We start from the raw sequence: 25,127 nt of genomic DNA on the forward strand, positions 1-25,127 counted from the left end.
CCTACCTCGCGCTCATGCCTATGGACCCCCTCCCCGATCTTGCCTCGCTGAGCCTCGCCGAAATCGCCCGGCTCGCCGACGAGCAGAAACTGCCGCCGGTCGACAAATGGAATCCGTCGCATTGTGGCGACAGCGAAATGCGGATCGCGCGCGACGGGACCTGGTATCATCAGGGCACGCCGATCGGCCGCGAGGCGATGGTCCGACTCTTCTCGACGATCCTCAGGCGCGAGCCATCGGGCGGCTATGTTCTGGTTACCCCGGTCGAGAAGCTCGACATCGTCGTCGAGGACGTGCCGTTCGTCGCGGTCGAGGTGAAGATCGATGGCGAGGGTCCGGCGACCAGGCTGACCTTCCGGCTCAACACCGGCGACCTCGTCACCGCGGGGGCCGCGCACCCGATCCGCTTCGTCGAGGATGAAGACGGCCCGCGACCCTATCTGATGGTCCGTGGCGGGATGGAGGCGGTGGTCGCCCGGCCGGTCTATTACGAGCTCGCCGACCGCGCGATCGCGGGCGGCGAGTCGCCGGTCGGGCTGTGGAGCGACGGCCAGTTTTTCCCGCTCGAACCCGCGATGCCGTCGCCCGAAGACATCGCCGCGTGACGCTCGCCGATCGGCTGCGCAGCGCGCTGTCGCGGGGTGTCGAACCAGGCATGATCCTGCTGACCGGCGACCGTGACGATATCGATCTGCCGCCCGGCGATACGCTGCTGCCCGCGGCAGTGCTGATCGCGGTGACCGATCGTGCCGAACCCGGCGTGATCCTGACCCAGCGTACCGAGACGATGCGCAAGCATGCGGGCCAGATCGCCTTTCCCGGCGGCCGGATCGATCCCGGCGAGGATATCGTCACCGCCGCGCTGCGCGAAGCCGAGGAAGAGATTGCGTTGCCGCGCGACCGCGTGACCGTCATCGGTCAGGCCGATACCTATCGCACCGTCACCGGCTTCCAGGTGACGCCGGTGATCGGCGTCATTCCCCCCGACCTCGTGCTCCACCCGAGCGAGGCGGAGGTCGCAAACGTGTTCGAGGTTCCGCTCGAATTCCTGCTCGATTCGGGCAATCATGTCGAAGCCAGCGTCGAGTGGCAGGGCCATGAGCGGCATTATTACGAGATCATCTGGAACGACCGCCGCATCTGGGGCGCGACCGCGGCGATGATCGTCAATCTGAGGCGACGACTGCAATGGGCATGAGCCTTCCCGATGCCGCCTGGCGGACGCGCCCCGGCCTCGCCGCGCTGACCGCCGTGCTGGGCGGGGCGTCGGCGCAGTCGCGGTTCGTCGGCGGGGCGGTGCGCGACACGCTGCTCGGCTTGGCCCCGGCCGATACCGGCGCGATCGACATCGACATCGCGACGAGCCTCCCCCCGCAGGAGGTGCTCGAACGGCTCGAGGATGCGCGGATCCGCGCGGTACCGACCGGGCTCGCGCATGGCACGATCACCGCGGTGACCGAGGGGGGAACGGTCGAGATCACGACGCTGCGCCGCGATGTCGCGACCGATGGGCGGCATGCAACGATCGCCTATACCGATGACTGGCGCGAGGATGCGGCGCGCCGCGATTTCACGATCAACGCGCTCTACGCCGATCCCGTCAGCGGTGAGATCTTCGACTATTTCGGTGGCCTGGACGATCTGTCCGCAGGGCGCGTGCGCTTCATCGGCGATCCGTTGCAGCGAATTGCGGAGGATCATCTGCGGATTCTGCGCTTCTTCCGCTTTCACGCCCGGTTCGGCAGCGAGATCGACGTCGCCGGGCTGGAGGCGTGCACCACCCGCGCCAACGACCTGATGGCGCTGTCCCGCGAGCGGATCGCCGCCGAACTGCTCAAGCTGCTCGTCGCGGCGCGCGCCGTCGCGGTGATCGCGCTGATGGTCGAGCGCGGCATCTGGCGCGCGGTGCTGCCCGAGATCGACGCCGACGGGGTCGCGCAGCTGGCCGCGCTGGTCGATCACGAAGATGCCGCCGGCATTGCGCCCGATCCGATCAGGCGTCTGGCCGCACTGATCCCCGCCCGCGACGGCGATGTGGTCGCTGCACGGCTGAAACTGTCGAACACCAATCGCAAACGCGTCGTCGCGGCGACGCAGGGGATTGGCGACGAAGGCCCGCGCGCACTCGCCTATCGCCACGGCGTGGCTGGCGCGATCGACCGGTTGCTGATCGCAGGCGCGGACGTCGCGCCGATTGCCGACTGGTCGCCGCCGGCATTTCCGATCAGCGGCGGCGCGCTGGTCGAACGCGGCCTGCGCAAGGGGCCCGACGTCGCCGCAATGCGCCGGCGGATCGAGACTCAGTGGATCGCGGAGGGCTTTCCCGATCAGGCCCGGGTAGATGCGATCGCCGACAAGGCGGTCACCGAAACGCTCGCCTGAACCTTCAGGCCAGGATCGGGACCCGGTTGAAGATCGAGTCGAACGCCTGAGCCGCCTCGAGCGGCCGCGCGAAGACATAGCCCTGGCCATAGGTGCATCCGAGCGCCGCGAGCGTCTGGGCCAAGTCGCCCGTCTCGATCCCCTCCGCGGTCGTCTGCATGTTGAGCGCCTGCGCGAGACTGAGGATCGCGCGGACGATCGAGACCTTGTCGCGGTCCGCCAGCATCCCCGTCACAAAGCTCCGGTCGATCTTCAGCACGTCGATCGGCAGTTTCTGGAGATAGGCGAGATTGGAATAACCGGTGCCGAAATCGTCCATGGCGAGCGTCGTGCCGAGATCCTTCAGCGCGTGCATCGCCTGCGCGATCCGGTCCGGGTCGGACACGATCGCGCTTTCGGTCAGTTCGAGGGTGAACCGATCGCCGCCGAGCCGCGAGCGAGACAGCGCCGACTCGACCACCGGCGCGATCGCATCGCGCTGAAGCTGGATCGCTGACAGGTTCACCGCGACGCGAACGCCGCAATGCCCGCCGGCACGCACGTCCCACGCCGCCAGCGTCCGCGCCGCCGCATCGATCGCCCAGCGCCCCAGTGGAACGATCAGCCCCGATTCCTCGGCAACCGGAATGAACTGTGTCGGCGGGATCTCGCGACCATCCTCGTCGGTCCACCGCGCCAGCGCCTCGAACGCGACGATACGCCCGGTCGCAAGGTCGCAGATCGGCTGATAGGCAAGCCGCAGCCGATCATTCTCGATCGCGCGACGCAGCGCGGTCTCCATGCCAAACTGTTCGCGGGCGATGACGAATTCCTGGCGCTGATAGCATTCGGTCCGCCCCGTCGCCTTGCCGCGCTTCACCGCGAACTGCGCGTGGCGGATCATCTCGGCGGTGTCGCCGGTCTCGTCCCGGCCATAGGCGATGCCGATCGAGCATTCGACGCGGATCTCGTAATCGGTCAGGCGGAACGGTGCGATCAGCGCGCGCTGGATCCGGTCGGCGAGACGCAGTGCCTCTGCGGGATCCTCGTCGATCGTCATCAGCACCGCAAACTGCCCGCCGCCGACCCGCGCCAGCGTATCGCGGACCCGCAGCGCGCCCTTGATCCGCCGCGCGACGGTGATCAGCATCTCGTCGCCGACCAGCGAACCCAGACACGCGTTCAGCCGCCCGAACCGGTCGATATCGATCGCCAGGACCGCGCGCGCGGCGTGATCCTCGACCGACTCGACCAGATCCTCGAACCCTTCGCGGTTGAGCAGCCCGGTCAGGCTGTCGGTGGTCATCTCGCGCCGCATGCTGCGTTCGGTATGGATCTGCGAGGTCCGGTCGACGAAGCTCAGCGTGCAGCGGTCGTGGATCGCTGCGCTGCTCCGCGCGATCGTCACGCGGTAATGCCGGCAATCGATCGTGTCGCCAAAGGCCCAGTCGAAGTCGAGTCGGGTCTGCGACGTCAGCAGAAAGGCGATGATCCGATCGCCCAGATCAGCGATCATCGGCGACCGCGTCGCGACGACGCCCAGCCCGGCGAGGCGATAGGCCCGGTTCATCGCGAACAGCTCGAGCCCACCGTTCTCGAGCGTCAGGTGGACCATCGGAATCGGGCTCAGCTCGAGGCCCCGCGCGACGAGTTCAGCCGAGACGGTTGCCGGTTGTTCGGCCTCGTGAAGAACCCATTCCATAGTCCTGCCTAACCCGGCTTCGTTAAGGCCGCGTGAAATTTACAAAAGACCCAAAACGAGTACGATTATTTCAACGCCGGTTCAGACAGCCCGGCACCAGTCCGCGACGACCCGGCCGCTGGCCCCCGATTTACCCTGGAGTCAGATCGCGATGGTCAGCACGCATCGCCTTAGCATAGACGAATTTCAGCCGAATCGGTTGTCGCGGGGAAAACCAGTGGGGGGCATCCGCCCGGCCGCGCCGCGCGCCGTACGCCACGGCCCCAGATCCGCCTCGGTCCGCGTGCGTTTGGTTTCGCCGCCCATCGCCCAGCTCAAGCCGTTGGCGAAGACGAAGGTGATCGCATCGGCCAGCCCGCCGTCCCGGTAACGCTGGAGCTGCACCCCCTGCCCGCGATTCATCTCGACCAGCTCGTTGATCGGGAACACCAGCAGCTTGCGGTTGTCGCCGATCGCCGCGACATAATCGTCCGCGGGGTCGACCGGACGGACCAGCTTCACCTTCTCGCCGATCCGCGGCGTCATCACCGTCTTGCCCTTGCGCGTCTCCGCGATCACGTCCGCCGCGGTCGCGATGAACGCGCGGCCATCGGTCGCCGCGACCATCAGCTTGGCCTGCCGCGCCGCGGGCAAGAGCGCGACGATCCCGACGCTGCCGTCCAGATCGATCATCGCGCGCACCGGCTCGCCAAAGCCGCGCCCACCCGGCAGCTTGTCCGCCGCCAGCGTGAAGAACCGCCCATTCTCCGCCGCGAGCAGCAGCTTGTCGGTCGTCTGCGCATGGAAGGCGAAGGCGGGGCCGTCGCCCTCCTTGAACTTCAGCGCCTCGGGGCTGGCCAGATCATTGTGCCCGCGCATCGCCCGGATCCAGCCGCGCTGCGACAGGATCACGGTGATCGGCTCGCGCTCGATCATCGCCTCGAGCGGGATGTCGCGCGTTGGTGCGGCCTCCTCGATCGTCGTGCGCCGCTTGCCGAGCAGCGTCTCCGCGCCATAGCGGTCGCGGATCTTGCGCAGGTCCGCCTTCATCCGCTTCTTCTGCAGCTTGGGATCGGCGAGCAACGCGGTCAGCGTCGCCTGTTCCTTGTCGAGCTTGTCGCGCTCGGTCTTGATCTCGAACTCTTCGAGCCGGCGAAGCGACCGCAGCCGCATGTTCAGGATCGCCTCCGCCTGACGATCGGTCAGGTTGAACTCGGCGATCATCACCTTTTTCGGCTCGTCCTCGGTACGGATGATCTCGATCACGCGGTCGAGGTTGAGATAGGCGATCAGATAGCCGTCGAGCAGTTCGATCCGGTCCGCTATCTTTTCCAGCCGGTGCTGCGTGCGCCGCGTCAGCACGACGAACTGATGTTCGACCCAGGCCGCCAGCGCCTCGCGCAGCGACATCACGCGCGGCGTGCGATCCTTGTCGAGCACGTTAAGGTTGAGGCTGACCCGCGTCTCGAGATCGGTCAGCCGGAACAGCCCGTCCATCAGCACCTGCGGATCGACCGTCCGGCTCCGCGGTTCCAGCACGATGCGGATCTCGGCATCCGATTCGTCGCGCACGTCCGCCAGGATCGGCAGGCGCTTGGCGTTGATCAGGTCGGCGATCTGTTCGATCAGCTTGCCCTTCTGGACGCCATACGGGATCTCTGACACGATCAGCGTCCACATCCCGCCCTTTTCGCGCTCGATCTCCCAGCGCGCGCGCACCCGGAACCCGCCGCGCCCGGTGGCATAGGATTCGCGGATCACCGCGGGCGGATCGACGACCAGCCCGCCGGTCGGAAAGTCCGGCCCCGTCACATGCGCCAGGATCGCGTCATTGTCGGCATCGGGCTGATCAACCAGCAGGATCGCCGCCTCGATCAGCTCGGCGGCGTTGTGCGGCGGGATGCTCGTCGCCATCCCGACCGCGATCCCGCTCGCGCCATTCGCGAGCAGATTGGGGAACATGCCGGGGAACAGCTCGGGCTCCTCGTCCTCGCCATTGTAGGTCGGGCGAAGATTGGCCGCATCCTCGTCGAGCCCGTCCATCAGGTCGACCGCAACCTGCGTCAGCCGTGCCTCGGTATAGCGGTACGCGGCGGCGTTATCTCCGTCGATATTGCCGAAATTGCCCTGCCCGTCGACCAGCGGATAGCGCAGCGAGAAGGTCTGCGCGAGCCGGACCATCGCGTCATAGACCGACTGGTCGCCATGCGGATGATATTTGCCGATCACGTCGCCGACGACGCGTGCGCATTTCTTGTAGCCCTGGCTCGGATCGAGCTTCAGCAGTCGCATCGCCCAGAGCAGCCGCCGGTGCACCGGCTTCATCCCGTCGCGCACATCGGGCAACGACCGCGCGGTGATCGTCGAGAGCGCATAGACGAGATACCGCTCGCTCAGCGCGCTGTCGAAGGGGGCGTCGACGATGGAATCGAAGGGATCTTTGAAATCTGTGACCATAGTTGCCTTGTGGATAGCAAGCGCGGCCCAAAGGTTCCACTGTTGTTCTCAACACCCCGACCACGCCTCCCTGTCCTTACCCGCCTCCCCGTCCTCCTGACGAACGTCAGGATCCAGAGCCAAAGCCCCCACTCGATATTGCGCCAACCCGCAACGTCCGCCACCGTCGGACCACGACCGCTCCTGCGTCCCTCACCCACTCCCCGAAAGGCTACGCAACCCCATGATCCGCCTTGCCTTTCTCGCACTCGCCGCCATCTCCACACCGGTGATCGCCGAACCGCCCGCACCCAAGCTCCTGACCTGGCCCGACCTCGTCAAACGGCCGAAGCCCAGCCCCGACGCGACCATCGCCTATGGTCCCGACCAGATGCAGAAGGTCGATGTCTGGCGCCCGAAGGGCAAAGGCCCCTTCCCGGTCGTGGTGATGGTCCATGGCGGCTGCTGGACGACGAGCATCGCCGATCGCAGCCTGATGAACTGGGTCGCAGACGATCTTCGCACGGACGGCATCGCGGTCTGGAACATCGATTATCGCGGCGTCGACCGCGCCGGCGGAGGTTATCCGGGGAGCTTCGAGGACGCGGCGAAGGCGACCGACGCGCTCACTGCGAACGCGGCGACCTTCAGTCTCGACACGCGCCGCATCGTCGCGATCGGCCATTCCGCCGGCGGCCATCTCGCGCTCTGGCTCGCCGCCCGCGCAAAGATTCCTGCTGCCAGCCCGCTTCACAGCAGCGCGCCGCTCCGCATCGACCATGTCATCAGCCTCGGCGGCCTGCCCGATCTTGAGGTGACGGCGGCCACCCCCGCCAATGGCTGCGGCACGGAGGTCGTCGCCAAGCTCGTCGGCACGCCCAGCGCGGCCCGCGCGGACGTGTACGCCGACACCTCGGTGCCGCGCCTTCTCCCGCTCGGCATAGCGCAGGAGCTCGTCAACGGTCGCGAGGACCGGATCATCCCCTTCCCCTTCGCCACCGACTATGTCGCCAAGGCAAAAACCGCAGGCGACACCGCCCTCCTCCACACCATCCCGGCAACCGGCCATGTCGAACTCGTCGCACCCGAGACAGCGGCCTGGGCGGAGGCGAAACGGCTGATCGCGGCTGCCCTGAAATGACCGTGAACCCGCCCGTATCTACAAAGGCCCGACCATGACCCTCGACGAAGCCCGCGCACTCGACGCCGCCGATCCTCTGGCAGCGTACCGGGCGCAGTTCGCGCTGCCGGAAGGCGTCATCTATCTCGACGGCAATTCACTCGGCGCGCTCCCCAAGGCGACGCCCGCCGCGCTCGCCGACGTCGCGACCCGGCAATGGGGCGACCGGCTGATCCGCAGCTGGAACGAGGGCTGGATCGACGCGCCGCAGCGGATCGGCGCGAAGATCGCCCCGCTAATCGGCGCCGCCGCCGACGAGGTGATCATCGGCGACACGACCTCGACGCATCTGTTCAAGGCGCTCGTCGCGGCGTTGCGCGCCAACCCCGACCGCCACACGGTGCTGAGCGAGGCCGGCAATTTCCCGACCGACCTCCACATCGCCGAGGGCGCGGTCGCCTGCGTCCCCGGCGCCCGGCTGAAGGTGGTCGCGCGCGCGGATCTCGCAGAGGCGCTGGACGAGGACACCGCGGTGCTGCTGCTCACCCATGTCCACTACAAGACCGGCGAGCGCTTCGACATGACCGCGTGGACCGCCCGCGCCCACGATGCCGGCGCGCTGATGCTCTGGGACCTCAGCCACAGCGTCGGCGCGGTGCCGATCGACCTGAACGGCGCCGACGCCGATCTGGCGGTCGGCTGCACGTACAAATACCTCAACGGCGGCCCCGGCGCGCCCGCCTTTATCTATGTCGCGACGCGCTGGCAGGACAGGCTCGCCAGCCCGCTGTCCGGCTGGATGGGCCACGCCGCGCCCTTCGCGTTCGAGGACGCCTATCGCCCCGCGCCGGGGATGAAGCGCTGGCTCGCGGGCACCCCCGCGATGCTGTCGACCGCCGCGCTCGAAACCGCGCTCGATCTCTGGGCCGACATCGACCAGCACGCCGTCGCCGCCAAAAGCGCCCGTCTGTTCGACATCCTCGCCGCCGCCGGTGACGCGCTCGGCCTCGACTGCGTCAGTCCGCGCGATCCCGCCCAGCGCGGCAGCCATATCAGCTTCCGCCACCCCCATGCGCATGCGATCACGCAGGCGCTCATCGCGCACGGCGTCATCGGCGACTTCCGCGACCCCGACATCCTCCGCCTCGGCCTGACCCCGCTCTATCTCAGTCATGAAGACGTCTGGTGCGCGGGCGAGATGCTGAAAAAGATCGTCGAAACCGGAGAGTGGCAGAATCCACAGTATTCGGAACGACTTGCCGTTACCTGAGAATAGTAGCCTTCGCTGACGGCCAAGAGTTGTAAAATAACGCCGCTTTGCATCCGACGAACCAACCCTGACTTTCACTGTACGATCTGTTAGCCGATAGGCGCGACGCATGGGGAGCGTCGCGCCGCGGGGGCGTAACAGTGACAATCAAACAGTCGGATCATGTCGAATTATACGGCATACAGATGCTGCGTGCGATCGCGGCGCTGGCCGTCGTCGTCCATCACACGCTGGAGGAATCGGGGGGTGCGATCGGGAAGTTCAGTCCCGATTGGCTGACGACATCGGGCGCGTCCGGCGTCGACATATTCTTCGTCATCAGCGGCTTCATCATGTTCCACGTCACGTTCAGGGATCGCCGCGGCCCGCCGACACCCGGGACCTTCCTGTTCCGCCGCGCAACCCGCATCTACCCCTTCTACTGGTTGTGCTGCCTCGCCGTCCTGACGATCTCGGCGATGGGATTCCTTGCTTCCAACCATTATCCCGCACGGACGATCGCCGGCGCGCTGATCCTGCTGCCGGGCAATGCGCTACTCGGAACCGCGTGGACGCTCGTCTTTGAAATGTATTTCTACCTTCTGTTCGCGGCCACGCTCTGGGCGCGCTCGGCGACGCTATCGGTGATCGCAACGATTGCGGCGATCCTGTGCCTGCAGGTCGCGGGCTCGCTGATGCCTGCGACCGCCACCGCCAAGTTTCTCGCAAGCCCGCTATCGCTCGAATTCTGCTTCGGCCTCGTCCTCGGATATGGCTATGCCGCCTGGACACGCCGCGAACGGGCCTGGCCCGTGCCGCCCGTCATGGCACTTGTCGCGATGGCGGTCATGGCCGTCGTGCCGCTGTTCGTCGCGCACGACGCCACCACCAGCCTGCCCGAACTGCCGCGCATCGCGGCGTGGGGCCTTCCCGCAGTCGTCGTCGTCGCCAGCGTCTTGACGATCGGTGCACCACGCACCGCGGTTGCGCGGTTCCTCGTCCTGCTCGGTGATGCCTCCTATGCGCTGTATCTCACCCATGCCTTCGTGATGATGGGCTATGGATGGCTAGTGAAGATCCCCGCGGTCAGCCGACTGCCGCAGCAACCCGTCGTGATCCTGATCGTCATCATCGCGATCATCATCGGCCTGCTCGCCCATCTGCTGGTCGAGAAACCGCTTCTCGGTCTCGTTCGCCGACTGACCCCGGCCCGCCCCGCCCGGGCGGCGCCGGTAGATCAGCCGCTTCCCGAAGTCGCCGGTTAGCATCGACGGCCCCTTTATTGCGTGCACAGTGGCACGCCGATCCGATTGCACCGCCCGCGCCCTTCGCCTATAGGCGCGGCCTATTCCGGCCTCGGCTCCGCGAAGATTATCGTGGGGGTCGGGGCCGCTCAATTTTCAGGGGACCGCGCATGGCTCGCCGCCGCCAGATCTACGAAGGCAAGGCCAAGATCCTCTACGAGGGTCCCGAGCCCGGCACGCTGATCCAGTATTTCAAGGACGACGCGACCGCGTTCAATGCCCAGAAGAAGGGCACGATCAACGGCAAGGGCGTGCTCAACAACCGGATTTCCGAGCACATCTTCACGCTGCTCGATCATATCGGCGTGCCGACGCACTTCATCCGCCGGCTCAACATGCGCGAGCAGCTGATCCGCCAGGTCGAGATCGTCCCAATCGAAGTCGTCGTGCGCAACGTCGCCGCGGGTTCGATCTCGAAGCGTCTCGGGATCGAGGAGGGCACCAAGCTGCCCCGCACGATCATCGAATATTACTACAAGGACGATGCGCTCGGCGATCCGATGATCTCCGACGAGCATATCGCCGCGTTCGGCTGGGCGAGCCAGGAGGAGATGCACGACATCGCCGACCTCGCAATTCGCGTGAACGATTTCCTGTGTGGCCTGTTCGCCGGCGTCGGCATCCGCCTCGTCGACTTCAAGCTCGAATTCGGCCGCATCTTCGACAACGATTATGGCCGCATCATCCTCGCGGACGAGATCAGCCCCGATGGCTGCCGTCTGTGGGACATGGAAACCAACGAGAAGATGGACAAGGACCGCTTCCGCCGCGATCTCGGCGGCGAAGTCGAGGCCTATCAGGAGGTTGCACGCCGTCTTGGCCTGTTGCCCGAAGGTGGCGACAATTCGGTCCTCGACCTCGAAAAGCATCGCAAGAACCGGGGCAAGTAAATGAAACTCAAGGTTTTCGTGACACTCAAGCCCGGCGTGCTCGACCCGCAGGGCCGCGCCATCCACCACGCGCTCGGCAGCCTCGGCTTCGAGGGCGTGCAGGACGTCCGCCAGGGCAAGCTGATCGAGCTGGAGGTCGCCGACGATACCGACGACGCGACGATCGACGGCATGTGCCGCAAGCTGCTCGCCAACACGGTGATCGAGAATTACCGGGTCGAAAAGGCATGAAGGTGGTAAAATCATGAAGACTGCGGTCATCGTCTTTCCCGGCTCCAACTGCGACCGTGACATCGCCGTCGCGCTGGAAACGGTGACCGGCGTCAAGCCGACCATGGTCTGGCACGGCGACGCCGAGCTGCCGGGCGATGTCGGGCTGGTCGCGGTGCCCGGCGGCTTCTCCTACGGCGATTACCTGCGCTCGGGCGCGATCGCCGCACGCTCGCCGATCATGCGCGCGGTTGTCGAGCAGGCTGGCAAGGGCCTGCCCGTGCTCGGCATCTGCAACGGCTTCCAGGTGCTGACCGAGGCGGGGCTCCTGCCCGGCGCGCTGATGCGCAACCAGGGGCTGAACTTCGTCTGCCGTGACGTCGCGCTGACTGTCGAGACGTCCTCGAGCCGCTTCACGTCTGGCTATAGCGCTGGCGAACGCGTCTCCTTCCCGGTCGCGCATCATGACGGCAATTACTTCGCCGATACCGAGACGCTCGACCGCCTCGAGGGCGAAGGCCGCGTCGCCTTCCGCTATGCCGAGAGCGTCAACGGATCGGCGCGCAACATCGCTGGCCTTCTGAATGCGGACGGCAACGTGCTCGGCATGATGCCGCACCCGGAACGTCGGATCGAAGCAGCGCATGGCGGCACGGATGGCCGACGCCTGTTCGAAGGCCTGATGGAAGCCGTCAGCGCTTAATCGGGTTCGTCACCCCACCCCACCCCATCCGTTCGCCCTGAGCGAAGTCGAAGGGCCTGAGACCCAGATGCTTCGACTTCGCTCAGCACGAACGGGTGGGGGCGGAAGCGGATCTCATGCGACAGGCTCAAACCCGCGTCCGGAACGGCGAGAAGTCCGTCCCCTCGTCATACACATCGACCCCCTCGCGCCGCTTGAGCCACCCCACCGCGACATAGGTCAGCGGCGTCAGCAGTACCTCCCACGACACCTTCAGCGCGAACTGGCTGACCATCACCATCAGCATCGCCTCGACCGGCCAGTCGGGCGCGCCGTAAAAGGCCAGTGGATAGAAGATCAGGCTGTCGAACGCCTGCCCCACCACCGTGCTGCCGATCGTCCGCGTCCACAGCATGCGGCCCTTGGTCCAGATCTTCATCCGCGCGAGCACGAAGCTGTTGGCGAACTCGCCCACCCAGAACGCACAGATCGAGGCCAGCACGATCCGCGGCACCTGTCCGAACACCGACTCATACGCCGCCTGCCCCGTCCATCCCGCGTCCGGCGGCAGCGCGACGACGACCGTCGACATGAACACCATGAAGAGCATCGCGCCGAACCCGGCCCAGATACAGCGGCGCGCGCGCGCATAGCCGTAGACTTCGGTCAGCACGTCGCCGATCACATAGCTGACCGGAAAGAACAGGATCCCCGCGCCGAACGGCCAGGCACCGATGAACGGCAGGTCGATCACCGCCCGCTTGCCCGCGCCGATGACGTTGGACAGCAGCAGGATCGTGACGAATGCCGCCATCACGAAATCGAAATAGCGGAACTGTTCGCTGCGCATGGCAGTGGCCGCCACGGGCTCGGGCGCGTCGTGATCCACGATATTCATCGCCTCGTTATGATGACGGTTCCAAGCTCGTGCAATGCACGCTAATCGGAAGCTGTGCGCGCCCGTAGCTCAGTTGGATAGAGCAAGGAGCTTCTACCTCCTCGGTCGGGGGTTCGACTCCCTCCGGGCGCGCCAATATCCCTATCGGTCTCGACGATAGGTCGCGAGATAGGCGATCACGTCGGCGCGCTGCTGCGCATCGGATAGACCGGCAAAGCGCATCGTCGTCCCCGGCACCAGGCCCTGCGGTGCCCGAAGCCACGCATCGAGCCGCGCTGCATCCCAGCGCCCGCCCATCGCCTGCAACGCCGCGGTATAGGCAAATCGCGGCCGGCGTTGCGCGACCGGGCCGTCGACCACGTCATAAAGATTGGGGCCATCGGTATCGACTGCGTCCGCACCGATCGTGTGGCAGGCCTTGCACTGAACGAACACGCGGGCACCGGCGACGGGATCGCCCGTCAGCGTCCCGACCACCACGCGGCGTTCCACGGCGGCGGCATCCCGGCCATCGCCCGTCTGCTGGCATGCGCCGACGAGCATCAGCCCAAGTGTCACCCCGATCCTCCGCATGCCTTCGCTCCGATACCACCGGCCCGTCCGAACGGCCGCGTCCCCCGCCTAGCGCAAAATTTCGGGCGAAACGAGGCAGCGGCGTGACGAGCGGTGCTGTCAAGTTTCGCCGCCGATGCTAGCTTGTCGTCAGCGACGCAGTGCCGATACGGCATCGCGTCCTCGGCGCCCCGCCCGGATACGAGAGTGTCGCACGGACGGGCGGGGCGCCCCGTTCATTTTCAATTCACGACTGCTTGGCATAAGCCATGGGCAGAGGCGTTGCCGAGTATCGCGTAACCTTCAGCGCCCCGCCAGTTTTCAGTCACACGGGCCGGCGGGGCGCGCAGCACCATCCCTCCCCGCTTTGGCGGCATTGTCCGGTGCAGACCACACCCAGCGCAATCGGGATCGCCGACTCGCATCTCGATCTCCAGGTCGGCCCCGCAATCGGTCAGCACAACTTCCTTTCAAAAGTCTTGATACATCGCGGCATTCCGCCCATATCCGATCCGTCCGACGCGCTTCCCCAAGACAGCAGCGTCGGCGCTGGACTGCGGCCCGCACGAGTTATCCCCTTTTCTCGAGCGGGCCGATTCCTACTGAAATCGACAGAAGACGCGGACGCCAGACGCTCGAACTATGTGCGCAAGCGGCTGCGCGGCGTGCCTCAGCGCCGTTCGGGGCCTCCTGAGACAGCGTCGGCGGCCCCCTGTACCGCATCCAGCCGGGCCTTGAGCGGATCCACGCCGTTGATCGCGCTCGCATCGGCCTGCAACAGCTGCACAGCGCCCCGGCGTGCGTCGAAGGCCGGCCAGCGCGGTAGTCCCGGCGCATTGGGATCGCCCTTCCGCACGAAATTGACGACATAGCGGTTGGCGAGCTGTGCGGCGCGGGCATCCTGCGGGGTCAGCGCCGCGCCGTATTTCGCGGCAACCGTGTCGAAGAAATACGGGATGTCCGTGGCATGCGGCGCGCCCGACCAGTCCTTGCGCATCGATTGCGCGACATAACCGAAGCGATAGAGATAGGCGGGCTGCCCCGTGCGCTGCGTCTCCTGCGCGACGAGCCGCGCGGGTTCGTGCATCAGGCGGTCGCGTCCTACCTCGGGACCGACCGCGGCAAGCTCCTGCGTGCCCACTGGATCATAGGCGGCACGGGCGGCGTCGGCCTGCGCACCGAAGCTGGCGAACAGCCCCTCCTTGGACGTCTCGCCAAAGCCCGCGATATCCGCGTCGGTGGTCCCGACCATCATCGGTACCGCCATCGCGGTCCCCCGCCGCATCGCCCCGTCAGTCGTGCCGACCACGACGCGGCCATCGACGATCGGTCCGCCGGCATAGGTCGGCACATCCACCGGGCCCCGATAGGCAAGGTTCAACTCGCCGCGCACCTCATCGGCGGGCAAGGCGCGAAGCGCCGCGAGCGTCTCCGCCGCTGACCGTCCCGCAATGCCCTGGGTCGTCGCAAAGTTGACGCCGATCGTCTCGGCCGAGGCCCTGCCGCCGGCCTCACCGCGAAGCGGCACGCCACCGATCAATGTCCGCCCGCCGCCCGACATCACGATCGCCCGCGCGAACAGGCCCTTCGCCATCGGCGATGCCATCAGGTTCAACACCGAAGCGCCCCCTGCCGATTCACCCATCAGCGTGACCTGCGCCGGATCGCCCCCAAATTTCGCGATATTCGCCCGCACCCATTGCAATGCCGCGATCTGGTCGAGCAGCGCATAGTTGCCGAGCGGTCCCTCGTTCGCCGCGCTCAGCGCGGGATGCGCGAAAAAGCCGAACCGTCCGAGCCGATAGTTGAAGCTGACGAACACGACGTCCTGCCGTGCGAACGCCGATCCGTCATAGACCGCAGGCGACGACCCGCCATTCACGAACCCGCCGCCATAAATCCAGACCAGCACGGGTTTCGGCGCCCCTGACGCCGCCGGACGCCAGACGTTGAGCACGAGACAATCCTCCGCCGGCGTCGTGCCGAGCGGCGCGGCGTCGCTCGGAAAGGGCAGTTGCATACAGTCATGCCCGAAACGGTCCGCGGCGCGCATTCCCGACCATTTCTGCACCGGCTGCGGCGCCCGCCACCGCAAGGGGCCGACCGGCGGCGCTGCAAAGGGTATGCCCTTGAAGACCGCGACGCCTGCGGCCGTCGTACCGGTCACCGACCCGCCCTCGACCTTGACCGGGGGCGTCACGCCCTGCGCCGCACCTGTGCCCGGGACCATCGCGGCAACACACGTCATCACGGTCGCCAGCGCCGTCGACGCCCTCTGCATGCTCATCACCGCTCTCCCCCGGTCCTGCTTGTCTACGAGGGAATGGAACACCCGCGCCGTTCCTGCAATCGGGGAAACCGCTCAGGCGAAGAGGCGCACGCCGCCCATGGGGCTCACTCCCACTCGATCGTGCCGGGCGGCTTCGACGTATAGTCGTAGGTCACGCGGTTGATGCCCTTGACCTCGTTGATGATCCGGGTCGCCACGCGCGGCAGGAAGTCGCCGGGGAACTGGAACGCCTGCGCGGTCATCCCGTCGGTCGAGGTCACGGCGCGGAGAGCGAGGACGTTGTCGTAGGTGCGGCCGTCGCCCATCACGCCGACGCTGCGCACGGGCAGCAGCACCGCGAACGCCTGCCAGATCGTGTCGTAGAGCCCCGCATTGCGGATCTCCTCAAGATAGATCGCATCCGCCTTGCGCAGGATGTCGCAGCGTTCCTTGGTGACTTCGCCGGGGATGCGGATCGCGAGGCCGGGTCCGGGGAACGGGTGCCGGCCGACGAAGATCTCCGGCAGCCCCAGCTCACGACCGAGCGCACGGACCTCGTCCTTGAACAGTTCGCGCAAGGGCTCGACGAGCTTCATGTTCATCCGCTCGGGCAGACCGCCGACATTATGGTGGCTCTTGATCGTCACCGACGGACCGCCGGTGAAGCTGACGCTCTCGATCACGTCGGGATAGAGCGTACCCTGAGCCAGGAACTCCGCGCCGCCCAGTTTCTTCGCCTCGGCATCGAACACGTCGATGAAGGTCTTGCCGATGAACTTGCGCTTCAGCTCAGGGTCGGTGATCCCGGCGAGACCGCTGAGGAACAGCTCCTCGACGTTCACATGGATCAGTGGGATGTTGTAGGCCCCGCGGAACAGGCTGACGACCTGCTCGCTCTCGCCCGCGCGCATCAGGCCGTGATCGACATAGACGCAGGTGAGCTGCTCGCCGATCGCCTCATGGATCAGCACCGCCGCCACCGCCGAGTCGACGCCGCCCGACAGGCCGCAGATCACCCTGCCCTTGCCGACCTGCGCGCGGATCTCGGCGATCTTGGTCTCGCGGAACTCGGCCATCGTCCAGTCGCCGCTGAGACCGCAGACGTGCCGCGCGAAGTTCGCGATCAGCTTGCCGCCATCGGGCGTGTGGACGACCTCGGGGTGGAACTGCACGCCGTAGAAGCGCCGCGCCTCGTCGGCGACGATCGCATAAGGGGCACCGGTCGACACCGCGACGGGGGTGAAGCCCGGCGGGATCGCGTCGACCTTGTCGCCGTGACTCATCCAGACCTGGTGCCGCTCGCCCTCGGCCCACAGCCCGTCGAACAGCGCGCAGGGCGACTTCACCTCGACGAATGCGCTGCCGAACTCGCCGCCATCACCCGAGACGATCACGTTGCCGCCGAGCTGCGCGGACATGACCTGCTGGCCGTAGCAGATGCCGAGGATCGGGATCCCCGCCTCGAAGAAATGCTGCGGCACGCGGGGGCTGTTCTCGGTCGTGACCGAGGCGGGGCCACCCGACAGGATGATCCCCTTTGGCTGCATCCGTTCGAACGCGGCCGCGGCGGACTGGAAGGGGGCGATCTCGCTATAGACGCCCGCCTCGCGCACGCGGCGGGCGATCAGCTGGGTTACCTGGCTGCCGAAATCGACGATGAGAATGCTGTCTGGGTGCTCCATGTCGGGCGCATAGCCGGATGGGACCCGTAACGAAAGAGGCCGCGCCTCCCGGATGGGAAACGCGGCCTGCAATTCGACTAACGAGAGGCGGGGATTATGCCGCTTCGTTGTAATCCTCGTCCGACATCACCGGACCCGAATCCTGGCCCTTCGCCGAGACGTCGCGGTCGACGAACTCGATGACGGCCATCGGCGAGGCGTCCGACATGCGGATGCCAGCCTTGATGACGCGAGTGTAGCCGCCGTTCCGATCCGCATAGCGGGTCGCCAGAACGTCGAACAGCTTCACCAGCTGGGCGTCGTCGAGCAGCTTGCCGTGCGCGAGGCGACGGTTGGACAGGCCACCCTTCTTCGCGAGCGTGATCAGCTTCTCGATGTAAGGACGCAGTTCCTTCGCCTTGGCGACGGTGGTGGTGATCTGCTCGTGCTTGATGAGCGCGGCGCTCATGTTGCGGAACAGAGCAAGACGGTGGGCCGAGGTCCGCTGAAGCTTACGGCCGCCTACGCGATGGCGCATGTTTAATACCTTTTCGTTCGTTCAGGGGCCGTATGAGGTACCCGGGAGCTGGTCGCCGTTAAGGCCGGCGACCGTTGCCTTCGTAAAGACGGCAAGGACAGGTTTCGTCAATCACGAAACCCGCACCTGGCCCACTTTGTCTTCAGCCGTGTGGCGACCCGGCAAAGCCGTGTCGTCGAACGGGTCGGTCGAAACCGACCCGCCGGCCGGGCTGTCTGGTCTCCGGTGCAGCATGGCTGCCCCGGTGCCAGATCAGCCCATGATTTCCTGCTCGAGCTTCTTGGCCATCTCTTCGATGTTCTCAGGCGGCCAGCCCGGGATTTCCATGCCCAGGCGAAGACCCATCGACGACAGCACTTCCTTGATCTCGTTCAAGGACTTGCGGCCGAAGTTAGGCGTGCGCAGCATCTCGGCTTCGGTCTTGCCGACCAGATCGCCGATATAGATGATGTTGTCGTTCTTGAGGCAGTTCGCCGAACGCACCGACAGCTCGAGCTCGTCGACCTTCTTGAGAAGGTAACGGTTGATCTGCTGCGTGTCGCCTGCGGGCTCCGCACCACCGGCAGCGGGTGCTGCCTGGCCGATCGGGGCCGACGAACGCGTGACCGACGAATCGTCGAAGTGCACGAACAGCGCGAGCTGGTCCTGGAGAATGCGACCGGCATAGCCGACTGCGTCTTCCGGAGTGATCGTGCCGTCGGTTTCGATCGTCAGCGTCAGCTTGTCGTAATCCAGGTCCTGACCGACGCGGGTCGGGTCGACCTTGTACGACACCTGCCGTACCGGCGAGTAGAGCGCATCGACCGGGATCAGACCGATCGGCGCGTCGGCCGGGCGGTTTGCGGTCGCGGGCACGTAACCCTTACCGATGTCGGCGGTCAGCTCCATGTTGAGCGTCGCACCCTCATCGAGGTGGCAGATCACGAGATCCTTGTTCATGATCTCGATGTCGCCCGAGACGGCGATGTCGCCGGCCTTGACTTCACCCGGACCCGTTGCGGAGAGCTGGAGGCGCTTGGGCCCCTCGCCCTGCATGCGGATCGCGATCTGCTTCACGTTGAGGACGATGTCGGTCACGTCCTCGCGGACGCCGGCCAGAGACGAGAACTCATGCAGCACGTTCTCGATCTTGATCGAGGTCACGGCCGCGCCCTGCAGCGACGAAAGCAACACGCGCCGCAGCGCGTTGCCGAGCGTCAGGCCGAAGCCACGCTCGAGCGGCTCGGCGATGAAGGTCGCCTTGCGCTTGGTGTCGCCACCGGCCTTTTTCTCCAGGCCGCTGGGCTTCTTGAGTTCCTGCCAGTTCTTTGCGTTGACAGACACTTGCTTCCCCTAATTTGGGGGCCGGCGGACAGGACGTCCACCGGCCATGAATATGCACCCGTGCCGCGCGATCAACCGCGCACGGGCAACGTCGGAGAAATCAGACGCGACGACGCTTCGAAGGACGAACGCCGTTGTGCGGGATCGAGGTCACGTCGCGGATCGACGTGATCTGGAAACCGACTGCCTGCAGCGCGCGCAGTGCCGACTCGCGGCCCGAACCGGGGCCCTTCACTTCGACTTCGATCGTCCGGACGCCGTGCTCGGCGGCCTTCTTGCCCGCGTCTTCCGCTGCGACCTGCGCCGCGTACGGAGTCGACTTGCGCGAGCCCTTGAAGCCCATTGCGCCGGCCGACGACCACGAGATCGCGTTGCCCTGGGCATCGGTGATCGTGATCATGGTGTTGTTGAAGCTGGCATTCACGTGTGCGACGCCAGAGGTGATGTTCTTGCGCTCGCGCCGCTTAATGCGCTGAGGTTCGCGTGCCATGGTGTATTTCCTGACCTGTATCTGCGTGACGCCGGGCGGTCCCTCGGGACCAGCGCCGGCGGAGTAATCCGGTGTTGAGTCGGATTACTTCTTCTTGCCGGCGATCGGCTTAGCCTTGCCCTTGCGGGTGCGCGCATTGGTGTGCGTGCGCTGGCCGCGGACCGGCAGGCCCTTGCGGTGACGAAGACCACGATAGCAGGCGAGATCCATCAGGCGCTTGATGTTCATCGACACCTGGCGACGCAGATCGCCTTCGACGGTGTAGTCGGCGTCGATCGCCTCACGGATGTGCAGCACTTCCTGGTCGGTCAGGTCCTGGACTCGTGCGGTGTCGGCAATGCCGAGCTTCGCGACGATTTCCTTGGCCTTGGTCGAACCGATGCCGTGAATATAGGTCAGCGCGATTACCACGCGCTTGTTGGTCGGGATATTAACACCCGCGATACGTGCCATGAACTTGGTTCTCCTGCTCCACGAGGTCCGGCATGGCTGCACGGCCCTCATCTCCTAGCGATGATCCGAAACGCACGATAACGGCGAACGCAAAAGAGCGCCGCCGGGAACCGTCGTATCGGGGAGGTCGAATTAGGCGCGCGCTAACGAACTGTCAAGCCGCGGGTTCCGCCGCCCGCGTGATGCGCCCCTGCGATGCGTAAAGTGCGACCGCGTCAGGGCCGGGGCTCGGCCACCCGTCGCATCACGATCCAGCGCCGCAGCGCGACGACGAACCAGATCAGCTCGACCAGACCGAACGGCCATGCCCCCTGCAGGAAGCCATAGGCCGATCCGAACAGGCACCCCACCGCGAAGCCGAACGTCCACCAGTGCGATCCCGATTCCTTGGCGTAGCACAGCAGGGTGAAGGAAACCGCGGCAAGCCCGAAAAGCGAAAGTGCGTCCATCGGCAGCCTCTTGCCGCGTCCGCCCGGACAAAGCCATCCCCGCACGCGGTCAGACCGGCAGGACGATCCGTGCGACGAGGCCCGGCGCATTGTCACCCAGTTCGAACCGCCCGTCATGCAGCCGCGCGACCGCCTCGACCAGCGCCATGCCCAGCCCCGCCCCCGGGGTCGTGCGTGCGCTGTCGAGCCGCCCGAATCGCTTGAGCGCCTGCGCGCGGTCCGCCACCGCGATCCCCGGCCCGCGATCCTCGACCTGGATCGCGACGCCGTCACCGCGCTCGATCAGGCGGAGCGTTACCGTGCCACCACTGGCCCCATGCCGCAGCGCATTGTCGATCATGTTGGTGATCGCCTGGCTCAGCAGTTCGCGGTGCAACGCCATCGCCGGTGGCCGATCGTCGATCGCCACGACGAAGCTCAGGCCCGCATCCTCGGCGACCGGGGCATAGAGCTCACCGATCTCCTCGAGCAGGTTCGCAGGCGACACCTGAATGAACCGGTCGCGCGATACCGAGCCCGACCGGCTGATCTCGATCACCATCGTCAGCATCCGCATGACGAGGTCGGTCTCTGTCAGCAGCCCGCCCAATGCCACTTCACGCGCGTCGGGGTCCGCGATCAGCACCGCCTGCTCGGTCTTGGTCCGCAGACGCGCCAGCGGCGAGCGCAGGTCATGGGCCAGGCTGTCGGTCACGACGCGCAGCTCGGCCATCACCCCCTCGAGCTTGCTGAGCATGACGTTCAGCCGCGCGGCCAGCCGGTCGAACGCATCCCCGCCGCCTGCAACCACAGCTACACGGCGTGACAGGTCACCCTCGCCCGCGGCCTCGACGACGCTCGCTATCCCGTCGAGACGCCGACCGACATAACGCGCGAGAACGAGTCCCCCGACGATGCCGAGCGCGAGCGAGAGGGTGATGGCGAAGGCCAGCGCGCGCTCCATCGCACGTTCCTCCGCCGCGATCAGGTCGAGGTTGCGGCCCGTCAGCAGCCATTGCCGGCCGATCGGATACAGGGCGTACCCCGTCTCGCGCGCGTTCCACAACGCATCGTCGCCAAGCCGGGCAATCCTGAAGCGGGTCATCCGCAGCGGCACGGTCAGCCGCGCAGGCGCGACTCCCTGGACGGTCCGTCCGTCCGCGTCGACGAGCGCGAGTACCAGCGAGACGTCGCCGGGGCTCACCGCCTCGCCGATCGCCTGCCGCAGTTCGGGAATACCGCCGACCTGCCAGACGGTGCGCAGCGCATCGGACTGTTCGGTGGTCTCGCGCCGGATCGCATCGATCGCATCGGCGCTGGTCTGTTTCCAGACAAACCCGATCAGCGCCAGGTTGGACACGAGCGACAGCATGATCGCGAGCAGCGCGATCCGCGCGGTGACCGACAACCGCATCGCGGTTCAGCCCTCCACGGCGAGCCGGTATCCTGCCCCGCGTACCGTATGGAGGATCGGCGTCGGAAACCCGTCCTCGAGCTTGCGCCGCAACCGCCCGATATGGACGTCGACGACGTTCGATCCCGGATCGAAGTGATAGTTCCAGATCTTCTCGAGCATCATCGTCCGCGTCACGACCTGCCCCGCATGCCGGGCGAGGAATTCGAGCAGGTTGAATTCACGCGCACCCAGCGGGATGGTGTGCCCACCGCGCGATACGACGCGTGAAAGCAGGTCGATCTCGAGATCGCCGACCGACAGCTTGGTTTTTTGCGGATCGCTCGCCAGCCGGTCCGACCGCCGCACCAGTGCCTCGACGCGCGCCGACAGTTCCGCGAACGAGAAGGGTTTGCACAGATAGTCGTCGGCCCCGGCCTTCAGCCCGTCGACGCGGTGGTCGACCGCGGCGAGCGCGGAGAGGATGAGGACCGGGGTGACGATGCCGGCCGCGCGGACCGCGCTGACCATCGCCAGGCCGTCGAGCCCCGGCAGCATCCGGTCGGCAATGATCAGGTCGAAGATCCCCTCGCTCGCGAGGAACAGTCCGTCACGCCCATCGCCACAGGTCTCGACGGCATAACCCGCTTCGGTCAGCCCCTTGGCGAGGTAGCTTGCGGTCGAAACATCATCTTCGACAATCAGGATCTTGCGGTTCACGGCGTCATCGCTTTCCCCTGTCCCATAACGGAAAGGCCGGCGGAAATCACTTCCCGCCGGCCCCCACGGTACCCCCGGGAGTGACGGGCACCGATCTCTGGAAACTCGCGCCGCTCTTTCGGGCGACACGCGTCTCTTAGGATCGGGCACTCGACAGGGGGATGACCCGAACATGACAAACCTGTCATGTTCGGGGTGGTGATCGTTTAATCAGCGGTCGTCGAGGATCGCTGCGATCGCGACACCGACATGGCCGATGTCCGCCATCCCGTCGACGCGGCGCACGAGACCACGCGCATCGTAGACTGGCAGGATCGGCGCGGTCTTGGCGCGATATTCGGCCATCCGCGTCTTGACGGTTTCGGCATTGTCGTCGGGACGGCGCTTGAACTCGGTCGAGCCGCACACGTCGCAGACCCCGGCAACCGCCGGCTGCTTGAACCGATCGTGATAGCCGGCGCCGCAGTTCGCACAGGTATACCGGCCGACCACGCGGTCGATCAGTGCGGCTTCGTCGACACCGAGCTCGATCACGTAATCGAGCGTACGGCCCCGGGCTGCAAGCAGCCCGTCGAGCGCCTCGGCCTGGGCCGCGGTGCGCGGATAGCCGTCGAAGATCACGCCGTTTGCGGTATCGGGCTGGTCGAGCCGCTCACCGATGATGCCCGACACGATGTCGTCGCTGACCAGGCCCCCGGCGGCCATCACGGCTTTCGCCTGAAGGCCGACGGGCGATTCCGCTGCGACCGCAGCGCGCAGCATGTCGCCGGTGGACAGTTGGACCATGCCGCGTTCGGCCACGAGCGTCGCGGCCTGCGTGCCCTTGCCCGCGCCTGGCGGGCCAAGAAGGATGATATTCACGAAACGCACTCCCCTCGTTCGTGCAGGATTATAAACCGGTAACCCCGCAACTTAGCGAAGTCGACCGCCCTTCAGCTTCGCCTTCTTGATCAGATCGCCATATTGATGCGCGAGCAGATGGCTCTGGATCTGTGTCACCGTATCCATCGTCACGTTGACGACGATCAGCAGGCTGGTGCCGCCGAGATAGAAGGGGATCGACAGCGCCGTGACCAGATATTCGGGCAGCAGGCAGATGATCGTCAGATAGGCGGCACCGATGACGGTGATGCGCGTCAGTACGTAATCGAAATAGTTCTCGGTGTTCTTGCCCGGACGGATGCCGGGGATGAACCCGCCATGCCGCTTCAGATTGTCCGCCGTCTCTTCGGGATTGAAGACGATCGCGGTGTAGAAGAACGAGAAGAAGATGATGCCGGCACCGTAGAGCAGCATGTACACGGGGCTGCCGTGCTGCAGATACTGGTTGAGGGTGATGATGAAATCGCCCCACTGCGACTCACCCGCGACGCGCTGTCCGGCGAACTGCGAGATCGTCAGCGGCATCAGCAGCAGCGACGAGGCGAAGATCGGCGGGATGACGCCCGCGGTGTTGATCTTCAGCGGCAGATGGCTGCGATCGGCCTGCATCCCGCGCTGCGTCTGGCGCTTGGGATACTGGATCAGGATGCGACGCTGCGCGCGCTCCATGAAGCAGATGAACAGGACGAGGAGGACGACCGCGACGATGATGCCGATCAGCTTGATCGGGTCGAGGCTGCCCGAACGGCCGCCCTCGAGCAAGTTCACCAGGGTCGTCGGCAGATGCGCGACGATGCCCGCCATGATGATCAGCGAGACGCCGTTGCCGATGCCGCGGCTGGTGATCTGCTCACCGAGCCACATCAGGAACATCGTGCCGCCGATCAGCGAGATGACCGCCGCGATGCGAAAGGTCATGCCCGGCTCGATCACCGCGGCGATTCCCTGGTTCGCACCCAGCGTCTCGAGCCCGACGGCGATGAAATAGCCCTGCACCGCGGTCAGGCCGACGGTGCCGTAGCGGGTGTACTGGTTCAGGCGCTTGCGGCCCGATTCGCCGTCCTTCTTGATCGCGGCGAGCGTGGGGCTCAACGAGGTCGCGAGCTGCACCACGATCGAGGCGGTGATGTAGGGCATCACGCCGAGCGCGATCAGCGACATGCGGCTGAGCGAGCCACCCGAGAAGGTGTTGAAGAAGTCGAGCACGCCGCCCTGCGTCTGCTGCGACAACAGCCCCAGCGCGGTCGGGTCGACACCCGGCAACGGGACATAGCTGAGCAGGCGGAAGACGATCAGGGCGCCGATCGTGAACCACAACCGCTTCTTGAGATCGGTCGCCTTGGCGAATTTGGACAGGCTGACGCTTTGCGCCATCTGGTCGGCTGCGGATGCCATACGTGTGATCGTCCTGGAAACAAAGAAGGCGGGAAGCGTTGTGACCGCCCCCGCCGCTCATATAGGCGCAGGAGCGCGCTTGTCTAATGCCTAGGTGCGTTATGCGAGCCCGAGGGGCGCTCGGTCGCCCCCTGCCCCGTTCGTCCTGCGCGAAGTCGAAGGACGTTGCCCCAGGTGACGTACCCTTCGACT

24 protein-coding genes and 1 tRNA gene are annotated in these 25,127 nt (G+C 66.1%); 10 read left to right on the top strand and 15 right to left on the bottom strand.

Annotated elements, in window-relative coordinates:
- The first annotated feature begins 14 nt into the window (after positions 1–14).
- The 3 genes from C8J24_RS00690 to C8J24_RS00700 are packed head-to-tail and all read left to right on the top strand — an operon-like array spanning position 15 to position 2,382.
- Complete coding sequence (locus tag C8J24_RS00690) at positions 15–605, top strand: DUF1285 domain-containing protein (protein ID WP_081877670.1); 591 nt, start codon at positions 15–17, stop codon at positions 603–605.
- A complete protein-coding gene (locus C8J24_RS00695; RefSeq protein ID WP_031395196.1) occupies positions 602–1,198 on the top strand; it encodes a CoA pyrophosphatase in 597 nt (198 codons plus the stop codon). Before C8J24_RS00690 ends, C8J24_RS00695 begins: the two co-directional genes overlap by 4 nt.
- The gene (locus tag C8J24_RS00700) at positions 1,189–2,382 is read left to right on the top strand and encodes a CCA tRNA nucleotidyltransferase (RefSeq protein ID WP_107929638.1); all 1,194 of its coding nucleotides are present in this window, start codon (positions 1,189–1,191) and stop codon (positions 2,380–2,382) included. The genes C8J24_RS00695 and C8J24_RS00700 overlap by 10 nt, the downstream gene beginning before the upstream one ends.
- A gap of 4 nt (positions 2,383–2,386) precedes the next feature.
- Here the strand turns inward: C8J24_RS00700 and C8J24_RS00705 are convergent, their stop codons facing one another.
- Together C8J24_RS00705 and parC are read right to left on the bottom strand one after the other, a co-directional pair.
- Positions 2,387–4,063, bottom strand: a complete 1,677-nt coding sequence (locus C8J24_RS00705; protein WP_107929640.1) for a putative bifunctional diguanylate cyclase/phosphodiesterase — start codon at positions 4,061–4,063, stop codon at positions 2,387–2,389.
- 186 nt (positions 4,064–4,249) lie between these two features.
- Positions 4,250–6,499: a DNA topoisomerase IV subunit A gene (gene parC, locus C8J24_RS00710; protein ID WP_037530076.1), complete on the bottom strand. Its 2,250-nt coding sequence runs from the start codon at positions 6,497–6,499 to the stop codon at positions 4,250–4,252.
- A gap of 223 nt (positions 6,500–6,722) precedes the next feature.
- Here parC and C8J24_RS00715 point away from each other — a divergent pair, with 223 nt between their 5' ends.
- The 6 genes from C8J24_RS00715 to purQ all read left to right on the top strand — a co-directional run bounded on the left by C8J24_RS00715 (position 6,723) and on the right by purQ (position 11,954).
- Entirely contained in the window at positions 6,723–7,619 is an 897-nt protein-coding gene (locus tag C8J24_RS00715; protein ID WP_107929642.1) for an alpha/beta hydrolase, read from the top strand.
- Positions 7,620–7,653: 34 nt separating this feature from the next.
- Complete coding sequence (gene kynU, locus C8J24_RS00720) at positions 7,654–8,868, top strand: kynureninase (protein ID WP_107929644.1); 1,215 nt, start codon at positions 7,654–7,656, stop codon at positions 8,866–8,868.
- 140 nt (positions 8,869–9,008) lie between these two features.
- On the top strand, positions 9,009–10,112 hold the full coding sequence (locus tag C8J24_RS00725) for an acyltransferase family protein (protein ID WP_146163609.1): 1,104 nt from the start codon (positions 9,009–9,011) through the stop codon (positions 10,110–10,112).
- 149 nt (positions 10,113–10,261) lie between these two features.
- On the top strand, positions 10,262–11,041 hold the full coding sequence (gene purC / locus C8J24_RS00730; RefSeq protein WP_031396310.1) for a phosphoribosylaminoimidazolesuccinocarboxamide synthase: 780 nt from the start codon (positions 10,262–10,264) through the stop codon (positions 11,039–11,041).
- On the top strand, positions 11,042–11,272 hold the full coding sequence (gene purS, locus C8J24_RS00735; RefSeq protein ID WP_107929648.1) for a phosphoribosylformylglycinamidine synthase subunit PurS: 231 nt from the start codon (positions 11,042–11,044) through the stop codon (positions 11,270–11,272).
- A 13-nt stretch (positions 11,273–11,285) separates the two neighbouring features.
- Entirely contained in the window at positions 11,286–11,954 is a 669-nt protein-coding gene (purQ, locus tag C8J24_RS00740; RefSeq protein ID WP_107929651.1) for a phosphoribosylformylglycinamidine synthase subunit PurQ, read from the top strand.
- Positions 11,955–12,081: 127 nt separating this feature from the next.
- Here purQ and C8J24_RS00745 read toward each other — a convergent pair whose 3' ends face one another.
- Entirely contained in the window at positions 12,082–12,783 is a 702-nt protein-coding gene (locus C8J24_RS00745; protein WP_051916672.1) for a queuosine precursor transporter, read from the bottom strand.
- Positions 12,784–12,889: 106 nt separating this feature from the next.
- Between C8J24_RS00745 and C8J24_RS00750 the strand changes: the two genes are divergently transcribed.
- Positions 12,890–12,966: transfer RNA gene (locus C8J24_RS00750), tRNA-Arg, on the top strand.
- 6 nt (positions 12,967–12,972) lie between these two features.
- On the opposite strand, the gene C8J24_RS00755 is transcribed toward C8J24_RS00750, so the two are convergent.
- The 12 genes from C8J24_RS00755 to secY all read right to left on the bottom strand — a co-directional run bounded on the left by C8J24_RS00755 (position 12,973) and on the right by secY (position 24,935).
- Positions 12,973–13,404 (bottom strand): c-type cytochrome, encoded by a 432-nt coding sequence (locus tag C8J24_RS00755; protein ID WP_107929653.1) that lies wholly within the window; start codon positions 13,402–13,404, stop codon positions 12,973–12,975.
- A gap of 649 nt (positions 13,405–14,053) precedes the next feature.
- A complete protein-coding gene (locus C8J24_RS00760; RefSeq protein WP_107929655.1) occupies positions 14,054–15,670 on the bottom strand; it encodes a carboxylesterase/lipase family protein in 1,617 nt (538 codons plus the stop codon).
- Between the two features lie 107 nt (positions 15,671–15,777).
- Entirely contained in the window at positions 15,778–17,334 is a 1,557-nt protein-coding gene (gene guaA / locus C8J24_RS00765) for a glutamine-hydrolyzing GMP synthase (protein ID WP_107929657.1), read from the bottom strand.
- Positions 17,335–17,428: 94 nt separating this feature from the next.
- A complete protein-coding gene (rplQ, locus tag C8J24_RS00770) occupies positions 17,429–17,851 on the bottom strand; it encodes a 50S ribosomal protein L17 (protein WP_031395235.1) in 423 nt (140 codons plus the stop codon).
- A gap of 252 nt (positions 17,852–18,103) precedes the next feature.
- Positions 18,104–19,174, bottom strand: a complete 1,071-nt coding sequence (locus tag C8J24_RS00775) for a DNA-directed RNA polymerase subunit alpha (protein ID WP_031395236.1) — start codon at positions 19,172–19,174, stop codon at positions 18,104–18,106.
- A gap of 100 nt (positions 19,175–19,274) precedes the next feature.
- A complete protein-coding gene (gene rpsK, locus C8J24_RS00780) occupies positions 19,275–19,664 on the bottom strand; it encodes a 30S ribosomal protein S11 (protein WP_031395237.1) in 390 nt (129 codons plus the stop codon).
- An 84-nt stretch (positions 19,665–19,748) separates the two neighbouring features.
- Complete coding sequence (rpsM, locus tag C8J24_RS00785) at positions 19,749–20,117, bottom strand: 30S ribosomal protein S13 (protein WP_031395238.1); 369 nt, start codon at positions 20,115–20,117, stop codon at positions 19,749–19,751.
- Positions 20,118–20,332: 215 nt separating this feature from the next.
- Positions 20,333–20,566 carry a hypothetical protein gene (locus tag C8J24_RS00790; protein WP_031395239.1) on the bottom strand — a complete coding sequence of 78 codons (234 nt, stop codon included), beginning with the start codon at positions 20,564–20,566 and terminating at the stop codon, positions 20,333–20,335.
- A gap of 49 nt (positions 20,567–20,615) precedes the next feature.
- Entirely contained in the window at positions 20,616–21,959 is a 1,344-nt protein-coding gene (locus tag C8J24_RS00795) for a sensor histidine kinase (protein ID WP_056406241.1), read from the bottom strand.
- Between the two features lie 6 nt (positions 21,960–21,965).
- Positions 21,966–22,658, bottom strand: a complete 693-nt coding sequence (locus C8J24_RS00800; protein ID WP_031395241.1) for a winged helix-turn-helix domain-containing protein — start codon at positions 22,656–22,658, stop codon at positions 21,966–21,968.
- A 210-nt stretch (positions 22,659–22,868) separates the two neighbouring features.
- Positions 22,869–23,519 (bottom strand): adenylate kinase, encoded by a 651-nt coding sequence (locus tag C8J24_RS00805; protein ID WP_107931364.1) that lies wholly within the window; start codon positions 23,517–23,519, stop codon positions 22,869–22,871.
- A gap of 51 nt (positions 23,520–23,570) precedes the next feature.
- Complete coding sequence (gene secY / locus C8J24_RS00810; protein WP_031393745.1) at positions 23,571–24,935, bottom strand: preprotein translocase subunit SecY; 1,365 nt, start codon at positions 24,933–24,935, stop codon at positions 23,571–23,573.
- Positions 24,936–25,127 lie beyond the last annotated feature (192 nt).

Source organism: Sphingomonas aerolata, assembly GCF_003046295.1.
GTDB lineage: Bacteria > Pseudomonadota > Alphaproteobacteria > Sphingomonadales > Sphingomonadaceae > Sphingomonas > Sphingomonas aerolata.